The 14,239-nt window shown below is 72.4% G+C and carries 14 protein-coding genes; 9 read left to right on the plus strand and 5 right to left on the minus strand.

The features are described from left to right. Positions 1–262: 262 nt before the first annotated feature. The 3 genes from ACLF3M_RS23400 to ACLF3M_RS23410 form a co-directional block, all read right to left on the minus strand. Positions 263–919, minus strand: a complete 657-nt coding sequence (locus tag ACLF3M_RS23400) for a glutathione S-transferase family protein (protein WP_430659396.1) — start codon at positions 917–919, stop codon at positions 263–265. A 103-nt stretch (positions 920–1,022) separates the two neighbouring features. Beyond that, positions 1,023–1,943, minus strand: coding sequence for a methylisocitrate lyase (gene prpB / locus ACLF3M_RS23405; protein WP_430659397.1), 921 nt, complete (start codon positions 1,941–1,943; stop codon positions 1,023–1,025). Between the two features lie 19 nt (positions 1,944–1,962). Then, entirely contained in the window at positions 1,963–3,375 is a 1,413-nt protein-coding gene (locus ACLF3M_RS23410; RefSeq protein ID WP_430659398.1) for a sodium:proton antiporter, read from the minus strand. A 150-nt stretch (positions 3,376–3,525) separates the two neighbouring features. Here ACLF3M_RS23410 and ACLF3M_RS23415 point away from each other — a divergent pair, with 150 nt between their 5' ends. Genes ACLF3M_RS23415 through ACLF3M_RS23440 form a run of 6 tightly spaced genes read left to right on the plus strand, consistent with a single transcriptional unit; the run spans position 3,526 to position 9,056 of the window. Further along, positions 3,526–4,215: a CoxG family protein gene (locus tag ACLF3M_RS23415; protein ID WP_430659399.1), complete on the plus strand. Its 690-nt coding sequence runs from the start codon at positions 3,526–3,528 to the stop codon at positions 4,213–4,215. A gap of 7 nt (positions 4,216–4,222) precedes the next feature. Further along, on the plus strand, positions 4,223–5,125 hold the full coding sequence (locus tag ACLF3M_RS23420) for an AAA family ATPase (RefSeq protein ID WP_430659400.1): 903 nt from the start codon (positions 4,223–4,225) through the stop codon (positions 5,123–5,125). A gap of 22 nt (positions 5,126–5,147) precedes the next feature. Further along, a complete protein-coding gene (locus tag ACLF3M_RS23425; RefSeq protein WP_430659401.1) occupies positions 5,148–6,374 on the plus strand; it encodes a vWA domain-containing protein in 1,227 nt (408 codons plus the stop codon). Between the two features lie 5 nt (positions 6,375–6,379). Next, positions 6,380–6,697, plus strand: a complete 318-nt coding sequence (locus ACLF3M_RS23430; RefSeq protein WP_430659430.1) for an XdhC family protein — start codon at positions 6,380–6,382, stop codon at positions 6,695–6,697. Continuing rightward, positions 6,694–7,416 carry an XdhC family protein gene (locus tag ACLF3M_RS23435; protein WP_430659402.1) on the plus strand — a complete coding sequence of 241 codons (723 nt, stop codon included), beginning with the start codon at positions 6,694–6,696 and terminating at the stop codon, positions 7,414–7,416. Before ACLF3M_RS23430 ends, ACLF3M_RS23435 begins: the two co-directional genes overlap by 4 nt. Next, the gene (locus tag ACLF3M_RS23440; RefSeq protein ID WP_430659403.1) at positions 7,413–9,056 is read left to right on the plus strand and encodes an NTP transferase domain-containing protein; all 1,644 of its coding nucleotides are present in this window, start codon (positions 7,413–7,415) and stop codon (positions 9,054–9,056) included. Before ACLF3M_RS23435 ends, ACLF3M_RS23440 begins: the two co-directional genes overlap by 4 nt. Before the next feature lie 32 nt (positions 9,057–9,088). Here the strand turns inward: ACLF3M_RS23440 and ACLF3M_RS23445 are convergent, their stop codons facing one another. After that, entirely contained in the window at positions 9,089–10,663 is a 1,575-nt protein-coding gene (locus ACLF3M_RS23445) for a glycosyltransferase family 32 protein (protein WP_430659404.1), read from the minus strand. Next, positions 10,660–11,925, minus strand: coding sequence for an amidase (locus tag ACLF3M_RS23450; RefSeq protein ID WP_430659405.1), 1,266 nt, complete (start codon positions 11,923–11,925; stop codon positions 10,660–10,662). The genes ACLF3M_RS23445 and ACLF3M_RS23450 overlap by 4 nt, the downstream gene beginning before the upstream one ends. A gap of 84 nt (positions 11,926–12,009) precedes the next feature. Here ACLF3M_RS23450 and ACLF3M_RS23455 point away from each other — a divergent pair, with 84 nt between their 5' ends. The 3 genes from ACLF3M_RS23455 to ACLF3M_RS23465 are packed head-to-tail and all read left to right on the plus strand — an operon-like array spanning position 12,010 to position 14,168. Next, entirely contained in the window at positions 12,010–12,507 is a 498-nt protein-coding gene (locus ACLF3M_RS23455) for a hypothetical protein (RefSeq protein WP_430659406.1), read from the plus strand. A 37-nt stretch (positions 12,508–12,544) separates the two neighbouring features. Beyond that, a complete protein-coding gene (locus ACLF3M_RS23460; RefSeq protein ID WP_430659407.1) occupies positions 12,545–12,907 on the plus strand; it encodes a hypothetical protein in 363 nt (120 codons plus the stop codon). 1 nt (position 12,908) lies between these two features. Further along, complete coding sequence (locus tag ACLF3M_RS23465; RefSeq protein WP_430659408.1) at positions 12,909–14,168, plus strand: MFS transporter; 1,260 nt, start codon at positions 12,909–12,911, stop codon at positions 14,166–14,168. The last annotated feature ends 71 nt before the right edge of the window (positions 14,169–14,239 follow it).

The raw sequence follows: 14,239 nt of genomic DNA on the forward strand, positions 1-14,239 counted from the left end.
GATGCACACGCCTTGCGCCACACGCCACGACACCGGACCGGTCGAGGAATGCGCGGCTGCCAGCATTCGGTGGTGCACACGCGCAGACAGCCGCCTCAACACTCCCAAACCGAGAAGGAATGCCGCCACTCAAGAAGCCGTGAGCCGGCGCTTGTCAGCGGATACGTCGGGATGGGCAACTGGGCCAAGGTCCGCTCAGGTCGCGAGCAACCCGCCCGAAAGCAATCCGAGCGCCTCCGCTCCCTCGGGCGGCGGCTCCGCCTCAGTCCCGGTCCGGCGCGCCAAGGGGAAAAAGCGGCCGGAAGGGCCGCGCTTCCTCGATCAGCTGCGCCATGGCGGGCCGGGCGAGCAGCCGCGCGCGATAGGCGCGGACATTCGGAAAGGCGTCGGCGATCGGCTGGATCCAGTCCGCGTAGAACAGCGCCGGCGCGGCGGCGCAGTCCGCCATGGTGAAGCCGTCGCCGCAGGCCCATTCGCGCCCCGCCATCCTGCCTTCGAGCCAGGCATAGGCGCGGTCCAGCGCGGCCCGGGACTCCGCCCAGACCATCTCCACCCGCGCCGCATCGCCGCGCCGCGTCTCGAAGACCGGAGCCTGCATCGGGGTCTGGACGTGGTTGTCGAAGAAGCGGTCGAGGAAGCGGACCTCGAGCGCCGCGACGGGATCGGCGGGGACCAGGCGGACGGGGCCGGGATGATGCAGGTCCAGATGCTCGATGATCACGCTGGATTCCGCGACGACCTTGCCCTCATCCACCAGCACGGGAAACCGGCCGAAGGGCCAGAGCGCCTGGCATTCCGCCCAGGCGCCGGGGTCGTCGGCGAAGCTGCGGTAATCGAAGCGGGTCGCGCTCTCGCGTAGCGCCAGCAGCACCTTCATGGAGTAGGAGGAGAAGGGGTGCGCGTAGAGCGTCAGGGCCATGGTCCGGTCACTTCCTTCGCATCACTGCCGAAGATTCTCGTGGCAAGCCCTCTCCCCCACTTATTGGGGGAGAGGGCCCTTTCACGCAGCCCGGCAAGAAACTTCAGGTCTGCGGCATGCCTTCCGGCACGATCGTCTTTACAAGCGACGCGTCCAGCGCCTCGTAGCGGTGATAGCCGATGGTCTCGTAGAGCTGCGCGCGGGTCTGCATGCGGTCCAGCATCGCCATCGTGCCGCCGGTCTCGCGGATTGTAGCGTAGAGCTCCTCCATGGCCTTGTTGGCGATGCGCATGTGGCTGACCGGCCAGATCACCATGGCATAGCCGAGCTCCTGGAACTCCTTTGCCGTGAAGAAGGGCGTGCGGCCGAACTCCGTCATGTTGGCCAGCAGCTTCACCCCGGGCATGCGCTGTGCGAATTCCGCGAACATGTCGCGGCTGTGCAGGGCCTCGGGGAAGATCGCGTCGGCACCGGCCTCGAGATAGAGCTTCGCGCGGGCGACGGCGGCGTCCATGCCCTCGCTTGCGACGGCATCGGTGCGCGCGATGACATACAGGTGCCTGCGGGCCTTCCGCGCCGCGGCGACCTTCGCCGCCATGTCGCGGGCATCGGCCAGCTTCTTGTCGTTGAGGTGGCCGCACTTCTTCGGCAGCAGCTGGTCCTCGAGATGCACGGCGCCGGCGCCGGCTTCCTCGAAGACGCGGACCATGTGCATGACGTTCAGCGCCTCGCCATAGCCGGTGTCGCCATCGACCAGCATGGGAAGACCGGCCGCGCGCGCGACCTGGCGGATGTAGAAGGCGACCTCGTCCACCGTGATCATGCCGAGGTCGGGCAGCCCCATCGTCGCCGACATCGCCGCGCCCGACATGTACAGCGCGGGGAAGCCCGCCTTCTTCGCCAGCAGCGCCGCGATGCCGGTATGCGCGCCCGGCATCTGCAGGATCTCCGGCCGGTCCAGCAGCCTGCGGAAGCGCAGTCCCGCGGGCTCCTCGGGCAGGTCCTCGCCGATCACATAGGGCATGGTCTCAGCCTTCCTTGCTTCAGAAGAAGAAGATCAACGTCACGAGCACGAAGAGCGGCAGCAGGAACAGCCCCGCCCAGGCGCAGTAGCCGAAGAACGACGGCATGCGCACGCCGTTCTCCTCCACGATCGCCTTGACCATGAAGTTGGGCGCGTTGCCGATGTAGCTGTTGGCGCCCATGAAGACCGACCCGCAGGAGATCGCGGCCAGCGTCGGCGCGCCCTGGCCCATGAGGAAGTCCGGGTCGCCGCCGGCTAGTTCGAAGAAGACGATGTAGGTCGGCGCGTTGTCCAGGAAGGACGACAGCGTCCCCGACAGCCAGAAGTAGATCCAGGGCACGGGCTGCCCCGCCTCGTCCGAGGTGAGCGCGACCAGCCCCGCCAGCGCGCCATCCGCGCCCGCGCCGAGGATCTTCAGCACCGGTGCCATGCAGATGAAGATCGCGGCGAACAGCTTCGCGACCTCCGCGATCGCGCCCCAGGCGAAGCCGTTGGCCTCCCGCAGCGCCGGCGAGGTGAAGCGGACCGAGGCCGCGGTGATCGCGAGGAAGAGCAGCACGCCGGCCGCGCGTTCCCCGTCCATGGGCTGGCCGAGGATGGAGACGGGGCCGAGCTTCACGTAGCCCATGGCGATGACGACGGCGACGATGGCGCCGACGAGGGCCACGTTCAGCACGCCCTCGATCGCGAGCGGTTCCTTCCTGGCCTCGTCCGGCGGCGTCGGCCGTTCGCGCGACCAGGCCCAGCTGTCGAGCAGCCAGTAGATCGCGAGCAGGGCGCCCGCGCAGGTCAGGAACTCGCCGAACATGTGCGTGGTCGGCCAGAAGAAGGACACGCCGCGCAGGAAGCCGAGATAGAGCGGGGGGTCGCCGACGGGGGTCAGCGAGCCCCCGATATTGGCAACGAGGAAGATGAAGAAGACGAAGGTATGCGTCTTCTGCCGCCGGAAGGCGTTGGCGCGCAGCACGGGGCGGATCAGAAGCATGGCCGCGCCCGTCGTCCCCATCACGGAAGCGAGCGCGGTGCCGATGGCGAGCAGGATGGTGTTGGTGGTCGGTGTCCCCACCAGCGACCCCTTCAGCAGCACGCCGCCGCCGGCGGTGTAGAGGGCGAGCAGCAGGGCTATGAAGGGAATGTATTCCAGCAGGACGATATGGAGCAGTTCGCCCCAGGCGACGCCAATCCCGAAGACGGCTGCCGCCGGCAACAGCACCGCCGCCGCCCAGCCCGCGGCGATCTTGCCGTAATGGTGGTGCCAGACATGGCCGGCGAACAGCGGCATCAGCGCGATGGAGAGCAGGATGCCGGCGAAGGGCACGGCCCAGAGGAGGGAGAGCTCCGCGCCCGGCAGGCCCGCCGCGGCCGCCGGCCAGGGCATCAGCGCGATCGCCGCCCCCGGCACCCAGCCGCCCGTCCGCCAGCCCCGCCGCATGCCCGCCGCTCCTTTTCCCCCGACAGCCCCGGGCTTACCCCGTCCGGGCAGGCTCGTCACGGGGACCGGCCCCTGCCCTTCCCGATCCGCCCGATGCGGCCTAATTAGCGCCCATTACCCAGCCCGACCGATGACAGGGGATCCGATCCGATGGAAATGACGGGTGAACGGCGCATCGCCGCGCCGCGCCAGCGCGTGTGGGAAGCGCTCAACGATCCCGCCGTGCTGCAGGCCGCCATCCCGGGCTGCGACAGCGTGGAGCGCACCGGCGACGATAGCTTCCAGGCCAAGGTGTCCGTGAAGCTCGGCCCGATGTCGGCCAAGTTCGGCGGCAAGGTGAACCTGACCAACATCAACCCGCCGGAATCCTACACCATCAGCGGCGAGGGCCAGGGTGGTGCGATGGGCTTCGCCAAGGGCGGCGCCGACGTCGCCCTCGAGGAGCTTGGGCCGGAGGAGACGCTGCTGCGCTACAACGTGAAGGCGCAGGTCGGCGGGAAGATGGCCCAGCTCGGCGCGCGGCTGATCGACAGCACGGCCAAGTCCATGGCCGACCAGTTCTTCGACCGCTTCGCCGCCCAGGTCGCGCCGCCGGTGCAGGCCGTCCAGGGCACCGACACCGAATACCTGGCGGACCCCAACGCGCCGGGCCCGCTGACCCAGCACGGCGCGACCGGCATGTCGCCCGGCGGCCCCGTGGAGCGGCCGAACGCGCGGCCGCCCGGCGTCGGCCTGCCGCTGCGCATGCTGACCTCGGAATACCTCGGCATGCCCTTCCAGGTCTGGTTCGGCCTGGGCGCCTTCGTGGTCGTGCTGCTGCTGCTCTTCGCCAAGGGCTGAGGCGTTGATGCCGGAGACGGTGCCAGGCACGGTGGAAGACACCCGCAAGCTGCTCGCGGCCGGCGGCTACGTCGCGGACAGGCAGCTCGCGACGACCGTCCACCTGGCGCTGCGCATGGGCCGGCCGCTCTTCCTGGAAGGCGAGCCGGGCACGGGCAAGACCGAGATCGCCAAGGTGCTCGCCGCGGAGCTGCCGCGGCGGCTGGTGCGTCTGCAATGCTACGACGGCATGGACCTGGCCTCGGCGGCCTATGAGTGGAACCACGCGCGCCAGCTCATGGCGATCCGCCTGGCGGAAGCCGCGGGCGAGGCCACGGACCGGGAGGCGCTGGAGCGCGGCATCTATGACCGCCGCTTCCTGCAGTCCCGCCCCCTGCTCGATGCGTTGGAGGGCGAGCCCGCGGTCCTGCTGATCGACGAGCTCGACCGCGCCGACGAGCCCTTCGAGGCTTTCCTGCTGGAGATCCTGGCCGACTTCCAGATATCGATCCCGGAATTCGGCACGGTGAAAGCCGCGGTGCCGCCGGTGGTGGTGATCACGTCCAACCGCACGCGGGAGGTGCATGACGCCATCCGGCGGCGCTGCCTCTATCACTGGGTGGACTACCCCGACGCGGCGCGGGAACGCGCGATCCTGAAGCTGCGCGCGCCAGGCGTCGGAGAGCGCTTGTCGGCGCAGGTCGTGGCCTTCGTGCAGGCGGTCCGCGCTGCCGATACCTTCAAGCCGCCGGGGGTCGCCGAGACCATCGACTGGGCCGCGGCGCTGTCGTCCCTCGATGCAAAGGAGCTGGAGCCCGCGCTGGTGGACGAGACGCTGGGCGCGCTGCTGAAGTACCAGGACGATCTCGGGAAGATCCGCGGCGCGGAAGCCGCGCGCCTGGTCGCCGAGGCGAAGCAGGCGGCGGCGTGAGGGTGATGGGCGGGCCCGGGCCATGATCCCCCCGAAATCCGCCCTCCTCCTCCCCGCGCAGACCTCCTCCGGCGCCCTTCCCGCCAACCTCATGGCCTTCGGCCGGCTGCTGCGCCGCGCGGGGCTGCCGGTCGGGCCGGCCGAGATCCTGGCCGGGGCGGCGGCGCTGGAGGCCATCGACCTCGGCGACAAGGGCCAGGCGCAGGCGGCGCTGCGCGCGACCATGGTCCACCGGCACGAGCATTTCCTGATCTTCGACCACGCCTTCGGCCTCTTCTGGCGCGACCCGGATGCCGGCAGGCACGCCGCGGCGATGGCGATGCTCGACGGCTTCAAGGAGCCGCCGAAGCCCTCGCCGGCATCGCGCCGCCTGTCGGAGGCCATGCGCGGCGACCGTCCGGAGCCGCCGAAGCCGCCCGAGCCGAAGCAGGAAGACCAGCTCGACGTCACCTTCACCGTCAGCGACCGCGAACGCCTGCAGACCATGGATTTCGAGGCGATGTCGGCCGAGGAGATCACCGCGGCGAAGGACGAGATCCGCAAGCTCGTCCTGCCGCTCGACCAGAAGCGCACCCGCCGCTTCCGCCCTTCGCACCGCGGCACGCATGCCGACCTGCGGCTGACCGTGCGGGAATCGCTGCGCACCGGCGGCGAGATCCTGGACATCGCGCGGCGGCGGCGGATCACGCGGACGCCGCCGCTGGTGGTGCTCTGCGACATCTCGGGGTCCATGTCGCGCTACGCGCAGGTGCTGCTGCACTTCATCCACGCCGTCACCAACGATCGCGACCGCGTGCATTCCTTCCTGTTCGGCACGCGCCTGACCAATGTCACGCGCCAGCTGCGCGACCGCGACCCCGAGGCAGCGTTCGAGATGGTGAGCCACGCCGTGCCGGACTGGTCGGGCGGCACGCGGATCGGTGAGTCGCTCGAGCGCTTCAACAAGGAATGGTCGCGCCGCGTGCTGGGCCAGGGCGCGGTCGTGCTGCTCATCACCGACGGGCTCGATCGCGAGGGTGCGAAGGGGCTTTCCGACGCGACGGAACGCCTCCGCAAATCCTGCTCGCGCCTGGTCTGGCTCAATCCCTTGTTGCGCTTCGAGGGGTTCCAGCCCAAATCACAGGGCATCCGTGCGATGTTGCCGCATGTCGACGAGTTCAGGCCGGTGCATAATCTGGCCTCGCTGCGCGAGCTGGTCGCGGCGCTCTCGAGCCGGCATGCCGGCGGCGGAAGGGAGTTCGCCCTGTGACGACAATGGATAGCGAGGACATCCTCGGCATCGCCGCGAACTGGGTTGCGGCCGGAGAGACGGTCGCGCTCGCGACGGTTGTGGAAACCTGGGGAAGCTCGCCACGGCCGGCGGGATCGCGGCTGGCAGTGACGCAATCGGGCAAGCTGGCGGGCAGCGTCTCCGGCGGCTGCATTGAGGGCGCGGTGGCGGATGCCGCGAAGCAGACCATGGCGAATGGCACGCCGCAGTTGCTCGACTTCGGCATCAGCGACGAGCGGGCCTGGGAGGTTGGCCTGGCCTGCGGCGGCAAGCTGAAGGTCTTCGTGGAGAAGCTGGGTTGAAGCTCGCGCTTCTCGACCGCCTGCGCGCCGCGCGGGAGGCAAAGCAGCCGGTCGCCGTGCTGACGCGGCTGGCCGACGGCGCGCAGTTCCTGTTCCCCGAGGATTCCGTGCCCGAGGCGCTCGCGGCCGAAGCGCTCGCGGCATTGAACGACGACGCCTCGCGCACCGTGACGGTGGACGGCCAGGCCTGGTTCATCGCGTCGGAAAATCCACCGCTGCGGCTGATCGTGGTCGGCGCGGTGCATATCGCGCAGGCGCTGGTGCCGATGGCGCTGCCGCTCGGCTTCGCGGTCACGGTCGTGGATCCGCGCCGGGCCTTCGCGACGGAAGAACGCATGGGAGACCGCGTGACGATCTCCTCGGACTGGCCGGACGAGGCGATGACGGCACTCGCGCCCGACGCACGCACCGCCGTCGTGACGCTGACGCATGATCCGAAGCTCGACGATCCCGCGCTCGAGGTCGCGCTGCGCAGCAAGGCCTTCTACATCGGCTCGCTCGGCAGCCGGCGCACGCACGCGAAGCGCGTCGCGCGGCTGACCGAGGCCGGGCTCACCGAGGCCGAGATCGCGCGCATCGCGGCACCCGTGGGCCTCGACATCGGCGCGGTCACCGCGCCGGAGATCGCCGTCTCCATCCTCGCCCAGATCGTCTCCGCGAGGCGTGGCGGCCCGAAGAAGAAGCCCGCCGCGGAGCGGCAAGAGGCAGCAATCCAATGATCTTCGGCCCTACCCCGCTGGACGAGGCGCGCGGCGCCATCCTCGCGCACACCGTCCGGCTGCCCGGCAGGGTCATCAAGAAGGGGACTGTGCTGGACGAGGCCGCCATCGCCGCCTTGCGCGACGCGGGAAAGCGGGACGTCGTCGCCGCGCGGCTCGAGGCCGGCGACGTGCCGGAGGACGAGGCGGCCGACCGCGTCGCGAACCTGCTGATGGCACCGCTGATCGCGCGGTCGCGCGCCTCGACCGGCCGCGTGAACCTGCTGGCCGAGAGCCCCGGCCTCTTCACCGCCGATGCGCATCTCATCGACCGCATCAACCAGGTGGACGAGAGCATCACCGTCGCAACGCTGCCCCACCGCTCCGTCGTCGCGGGGAAGGAGATGCTGGCGACGATCAAGGTCATCCCCTTCGCGGTGCCGGGTGCCGTCATCTCCGTCATCGAGGCGCTGGCCAAGGGCAGGGGCGCAGTCGCGCTCGCGCCCTTCCGCAAGCTGAAGGTGGGCCTGGTGCTGACGGAACTGCCCGGCATCAAGGAAAGCGTCATGGAAGGCGCGGTGGAGGCCACCGCCGCGCGCGTCGAGGCGCTGCTCGGCACGCTGCTGCCTGTCGAGCGCGTGCGGCACGAGGAAGGCCCGGTCGCCGATGCGCTGACCAGGCTGCGCAGGGCCGGCGCCGACCTGCTGCTGGTCGCAGGCGCCTCGGCCGTCGTGGACCGGCGCGACGTCGGCCCTGCCGGCATCGTGCGCGCGGGTGGCGCGATCGAGCATTTCGGCATGCCGGTCGATCCCGGCAACCTGATCTGCCTCGGGCGCGTCGGGGATATCCCGGCGATGGTGCTGCCGGGCTGCGCGCGGTCGCCGAAGCTCAACGGCTTCGACTGGGTGCTGCAGCGTATCTTCGCCGGCGAGAAGGTGACGGCGCGCGACATCATGGGCATGGGCGTCGGCGGCCTGCTGAAGGAGATCGAGGTCCGCCCCCTGCCCCGCGCGGAGGCGCCGCGCACGCCCGTCTCGCCCATCGCGCCGCGCAAGGCGCGCCAGGTCTGCGCGGTGGTGCTGGCAGCGGGGCGTTCGCGCCGGATGGCGCCGCTGAACAAGCTGCTGGTGCCGGACAACAGGGGCGTGCCGATGATCGCGCGCGTCGTGGACAACGTGCTGGCGTCGCGCGCGCGGCCGGTGATCGTGGTCACGGGCCATGAGCGCGAGCAGGTCGAGGAAGCGCTGGCGAGCCGTCCCGTGATCCTCGCCCATGCCGACGACTACGCCGAGGGGCTGTCGGCCTCGTTGAAGGCCGGGCTCCGCGCCGTGCCGAAGGAGGCCGAGGGCATCCTGGTCTGCCTCGGCGACATGCCACTGGTGGCGGGCGACATGCTGGACCGGCTGCTGGCGTCCTTCGACCCGGAGGAAGGCCGTGCCATCGTGCAGCCGACCTATCGCGGCAAGCAGGGCAACCCGATGCTGTGGTCGCGCGAGTTCCTGCCCGAGATGCTGGAGATCACCGGCGATGTCGGCGCGCGGCATCTCGCGGCCAGGCACGCCGACCGCCTGGTCGAGGTCGAGATGGCCGATGACGCGGTGCTGCGCGACTTCGACACGACGGAATCGCTGAAGACCGCGCCGGCGTTTGGGCGGCGGTAGGCCCGCCCCGTCGGCGATCCCGCCATCCCGCTTCAGCTCCGCCAGTCGGACGCGGCGTCGAACTTGTAGCGGAGGTCGTGGGCCCCGCGCGTGAGGTGGCGGACCAGCGAGAGGCTCAGCACGCGCAGCCCCGCCGTCTCGCCGACGCCGATGCGGGTGAGCAGCCCCGGCCCGGTCTGCTGCCATATGTTGAAGGGACGATCCGGCCGCCGCGCGCGCAGCGCCGCGCAGGCCGCGTGGAACGCGGCCTCCGCCAGCCCGCCGCCGGGCCGCGCGACGAGCACGCTGTTGTGGAGGTAGAAGGGCAGTTCGTCCGCGTACCAGGCGGCAAGGCCGCCCTCCGGCAGCGCGGCGAGCACGCCGTCCATCGACCGCAGGCAGGCCTCGTCCGCATCGGCCCAGATCCCTCCCTCCCGGGCCAGCACGGCCAGGCGCAGCAGGTCGGCCTCGGCGGCAGGGCCGGGGCAGGCGTCGAAAGCCTCGGCCACGGCCGGGCCCCGGCTTCCCAGCAGCCAGGCGCGGGCGGAGGCGCGGTGGAAGCGGCGGAGCGGATGGCGGGGATGCCGGGCCACCCAGGACTGCATCACCGCCGCCACGTCGGCGGGCGGGTCGGGATCGTGCCAGTACTGGACCAGCGGCACCGCCTCCGGCGCCGGCCCGGCTGGCAGGTCCTCGGCGCGCAGCGCGACGAGGCGGCCCGACAGCAGCAGCCCGCTGAGCAGGAGCCGCGCGAGATCCACGCGGCGCGGCAGGGCGGCCAGGCGGCGTGCCGCCCGGTCGGCCAGCTCGCTGGCCCGCCCGGCCAGGACCAGCAGCCGCGCTTCGGCGAGCCGCGCCGGCCCGGTCTCCGGCGGGCCCGCGGCGGCGAGCGTGGCGAGCGCCTCCGCCACGGCGCCGCGCTGCAGGCGCCAGGACGCCAGCGCCCAGGGATCGGGGCTGCCGAAGCTCTCGCCGGCACCATGCCACGCCGCGGGCCAGCAGCGGCGCTCAACGAGCCGCGCGGCGAGCCAGTCGTCGCGTGTCGCACCCTCTGCCAGCAGCCACGCCAGCGCCCGCAGCCGGCCCGAAGCAAGCAGTGCCTCGGCCGCCTCGGCCGCAGGCGCCCGGCCGGCACGGCAGGCGGCGAGGCCGGCGCGGATCTCGGCGCGCGCCTCGGCCAGGCTTGCCGCGGCCTGCTGCTCCTGCTGCCGCCACCAGGCCGGCAGCGGATGCGGCAGGGCGCGCAGGCCCGCCAGGGCCAGGTCGGCCCAGCCCAGGCGCCGCAGCGCGCAGGCCCGGAGGAAGGCGGCATCGCGGTCGGCAGGGCGGATCGCCAGGGCCGCATGGAAGGCATCCGCCGCGCCGCGATCCCGGCCGAGCCCCGCCAGCAGCATGCCCTGCTGCATCAGGGCCTTGTGCCGCGTCGCCGCCGCGGCGGCCGGTGTCGCGGCCTGCCGGAGCAGCGCGAGGGCGCCGAGGGGATCGGGGATGTCCCGCCGACAGCGCGCCGCGAGCAGCGCGGCCTCCGGGCCCAGCGCCGCCCGCTCCTCGCCGAGCACCTCGAGCGCGTCGCGCAGCCTCGCCTGCTCGGCGAGGCGCTCGGCCCGCTGGAGCGCCCCGGGCGTCACCCCATCGCGGCCTGCAGCCAGCGCGCCCAGCCCAGCACCTCGCGGTCCTCGCCGATCCGGCCGACGAGCTGGACACCGAGCGGCAGGCCCTTCGGCCCAGTGCCGGCAGGAATGGTCACGTTCGGCCCCCAGAGCATCGTCCAGAGCAGGTTGAAGGTGGCGTCGCCGGTCCAGCCCAGGCCCTCCGGCGCCTCGCCGGGCGCCGACGGCGTCAGGATCGCGTCGAGGCCGACCGTCGCGTCGCGGAACACCAGCTTCGCCGCCGAGGCCGCGAGATGGGCGTCGCGCAGCAGCGCGGTCGGCTGCGACCGCGCCCAGTCAATCCGGTCGAGCAGCACGGGCGAGATCTGGGCGCGCGCCTCGGCCACTTCCCAGGCGAGCGCCTGCGACGTCTCCATGTTCATCAGGGCGGGATGCAGCTCCGCCGCGCGGAGCAGCGCGGGCGGCAGGTCGAACTCCACGATATCGGCGCCGGCGCGGCGTGCGGCCTCCGCGGCGCGCTGCAGCAGCGCTACGGTCTCGGGCGCGGCCTTGTCGGGATCGTGGCCCATGGTCAGGCCGAGGCGCGGGGCGCGGCCCGGCTTCGCCTCGGGGTCGCCGAGGTCGCGGCCGGTCATCGCGGCGATCGCCAGCGCGCAATCCGCGACGGAGCGGGCCATGACGCCGATCGTGTCCAGGCTCTCGCTCATCACCTTCATGCCGCCGCGGTGCAGCGCGCCGAAGCTCGGCTTGTAGCCGACGATCCCGCAATAGGCGGCGGGGCGGATGATGCTGCCCGCGGTCTGCGTTCCGAAGGCGAGCGGGACCATGAAGTCGGCGACCGCGGCCGCCGAGCCGGAAGACGACCCGCCTGGCGTATGCGCGGTGTTGTGCGGGTTGACGGTCGGGCCGGGATGGCGGTTCGCGAATTCCGTCGTCCAGGTCTTGCCCATGATCGCCGCGCCGGCGTCGCGCGCGGCGGCGACGGAAGCCGCATCGCCGCGCGGCCGGTGGCCGGCCCAGACCGGGGACCCGTACTGGCTCGGCATATCGGCGGTATCCAGCACGTCCTTCACGCCGACGGGGATGCCGTGCAGCGGCCCAGGACGCGCGCGGGCGGCGTTGCGCAGCGCCTGGGCGGGGTCGAGATGGACGAAGGCGTGGATGGCGGGCTCGCGCGCGGCGGCGCGGGCGAGGCAGGCCTCCATCAGGCCAGCGGGCGTCAGGCGGCCCGCGGCGATCGCGCGGGCGGCCTCGGTGACGGCAAGTCGGTTGGGTTCCATGGCGGCGATGATGCCGCGCGGGGCGAAGGTTGCGAAGCCGGGAAAGGCCTTTCGCCGCCCGCCGGCGCCCCCCACATTGCGCCGATGCCCGATGCCCGGATCCGGGTGGCGGAGGACGCGACCGGCGCCCTCGCCTACGCCATCCCCTGCCCGCCCGAGACCCTGCCCGCCGTCCGCCCGGAAGCGCTGCTGGCGGCCTGGCAGGCGGCGCGCGACGGCGCCGCGGCCGGGCGCTGGGGACCGCCGCGCACACTGATGTTCCGCCGCGCGGATGCCGAGCCGACGGTGCTCGCGATCGCCGACCGCGACGCCCGCTGCTGGGCGGAGGCGGTGGACCGCGGGGCCGACCTGACGACGCTGGACGGCCTCGCGCTCTGCCTCCGGCTGCTGGCGCTGATCGAGGTGATGGCGCGGGCGGGCTGGCTCGCCGGGATGTTCGACGTGACGGCGGATGGGGTCGAGTTGCACCCGGCGCTGCTGCGGGCGGCGGCGGGCATGCCGCTCGATCCCGGCGCGAGGTTCGACGCGGAGGCGCTTCGGCGGCTATTGTGCCGCGGACTCGCGGCGCGGGCCTCCGCCTGAGCCGTCCCGCCCGATTTCCGACCGGAAGCCCGTCGCCATGTTCCGCCCGATCCTGCCGCTGGTCCTGCTGCTCGCCGCCTGCGGCCAGAACACCTCGATGCAGATGCCGCGCTTCGAGTTGCAGCCGCCGCCCCTGGTCGCGCCGCGCGGCGCCCAGGCCGACCAGCGCTTCCAGGCCTGCCGGACCGAGGCGACGCGGGTCGTGATGTTCCGCGAGCGCGGCCAGACCATGCGCAACGACGACCTCGCCATGGCGCCGGGCAGCTTCGGCAACGACAGCGCGGTGCCGGACTGGCGCCGCCAGATGAACCAGTCGAACACCGACCAGGAGATCGACCGGCTGACGCGCCAGTGCATCGCGTCGAACGAGGCGCAGCCCGCGGCCGCCGCCGCGAGATAGCGTGCCCGCGGCGCGGCTCGGCGGGCTGCGCCGGGCGCTTTCCACCCGCAACGCCCGGATCTTCTTCGGCGGGTCGCTGATCGCCTGGACGGGCCTCTGGATGCACCGCATCGCGGTGGCCTGGCTCGCCTGGGAGCTGACGCGGAGCGCCTTCTGGGTGGGCCTCGTCGCCTTCTGCGACCTGGCGCCGGCGGTGATCGTCTCGCCCTTCGCGGGCGCCGTGGCGGACCGGGTGGACCGGGTGCGGCTGACCGTGGTCACGCAGCTCCTGACCGCGCTGCAATCGGCCGCGGTCGCGGCGCTGACCTTTTCCGGCGCAATGACGATCGGCACGCTGCTGGTGCTGGAGGTCCTGGGCGGCACCGCGGCCAGCTTCACCCAGCCCGCGCGGCAGACGCTGATGCCGGGGATCGTCGGGCGCGGCGACCTGCCGGCGGCGGTGGCCTGCAACTCGCTCTGCTTCGCGCTCGCCCGCTTCACGGGGCCGGGCCTGGCCGGCCCGATCATCGCGATCTGGGGCGTGGTGCCGTCCATCGCGGCGAATGCGGTGGCCTATTCGCTCGCCTCGGCCTCGCTGCTGCTGCTGACGATCGCACCGTCGGAGCGGCGGGGACATGCGGCCTCGGGCTCGCTCTGGCGGGAGGTGGTGGAGGGGCTGAGCTACGCGTACCGGCATGCCGGGCTCGGGCCGCTGCTGCTCTATGCCGCACTCGCCGCGATCCTGATGCGCGGCCTGCAGGAGATCCTGCCGCCCTATGTCGAGTGGCTGTTCGGCCGCGGGGCGGAGAGCCTGGCGATCCTGACGACCTGCTTCGGCGCGGGGGCGCTCTGCGCGGGGCTGTGGGTGGCGAATCGCGGCACGCTCGACGGCACGACGCGGCTGGCCGTGGTGTCCGCGGCGGTGCAGGCGTTGGCGACGGCCGGTTTCGTCGCGACGGGCTGGTTCCCCCTCGGGATGGCGAGCGCGGTGCTGTTCGGGGCCAGCGCCTCGGTCCACGGGGTCTGCGTGCAGACGCTGATCCAGACCGCGACCGGCGCCGAGTTCCGCGGGCGGATGCTGAGCCTCTGGGGCATGATCTCGCGGGCGGGGCCGGCGCTCGGGGCGCTGGCGCTGGGGGCGGCGGGCCAGGCGGTGGGGCTCAGGATCCCGACCTTCGTCGCGCTCGGGCTCTTCGCGCTGGTCTTCCTGTGGGGGCTCGCGAAGCTGCCGCGGATGCGCATGGCGCTGGAGGATCCGGACCAGGGCCAGCGGCGGGGTTAGCGAGAATCCGGCGCGGGGGGCGTTCACTCCCCGCCCGCTTCGGCCTTACATGCGCGCGCCGCGACACACCG

It is taken from the genome of Falsiroseomonas sp. HW251, assembly GCF_050563545.1.
In the GTDB taxonomy this organism is placed as follows: Bacteria; Pseudomonadota; Alphaproteobacteria; order Acetobacterales; family Acetobacteraceae; genus Falsiroseomonas.

Coding starts and splice junctions, on each gene's coding strand:
- prpB (WP_430659397.1), bottom strand. CDS start 1,943: ATGCCCTATGTGATCGGCGAGGACCTGCCCGAGGAGCCCGCGGGACTG.
- ACLF3M_RS23420 (WP_430659400.1), top strand. CDS start 4,223: ATGCCGGAGACGGTGCCAGGCACGGTGGAAGACACCCGCAAGCTGCTC.
- ACLF3M_RS23400 (WP_430659396.1), bottom strand. CDS start 919: ATGGCCCTGACGCTCTACGCGCACCCCTTCTCCTCCTACTCCATGAAG.
- ACLF3M_RS23455 (WP_430659406.1), top strand. CDS start 12,010: ATGCCCGATGCCCGGATCCGGGTGGCGGAGGACGCGACCGGCGCCCTC.
- ACLF3M_RS23410 (WP_430659398.1), bottom strand. CDS start 3,375: ATGCGGCGGGGCTGGCGGACGGGCGGCTGGGTGCCGGGGGCGGCGATC.
- ACLF3M_RS23425 (WP_430659401.1), top strand. CDS start 5,148: ATGATCCCCCCGAAATCCGCCCTCCTCCTCCCCGCGCAGACCTCCTCC.
- ACLF3M_RS23430 (WP_430659430.1), top strand. CDS start 6,380: ATGGATAGCGAGGACATCCTCGGCATCGCCGCGAACTGGGTTGCGGCC.
- ACLF3M_RS23415 (WP_430659399.1), top strand. CDS start 3,526: ATGGAAATGACGGGTGAACGGCGCATCGCCGCGCCGCGCCAGCGCGTG.
- ACLF3M_RS23450 (WP_430659405.1), bottom strand. CDS start 11,925: ATGGAACCCAACCGACTTGCCGTCACCGAGGCCGCCCGCGCGATCGCC.
- ACLF3M_RS23440 (WP_430659403.1), top strand. CDS start 7,413: ATGATCTTCGGCCCTACCCCGCTGGACGAGGCGCGCGGCGCCATCCTC.
- ACLF3M_RS23460 (WP_430659407.1), top strand. CDS start 12,545: ATGTTCCGCCCGATCCTGCCGCTGGTCCTGCTGCTCGCCGCCTGCGGC.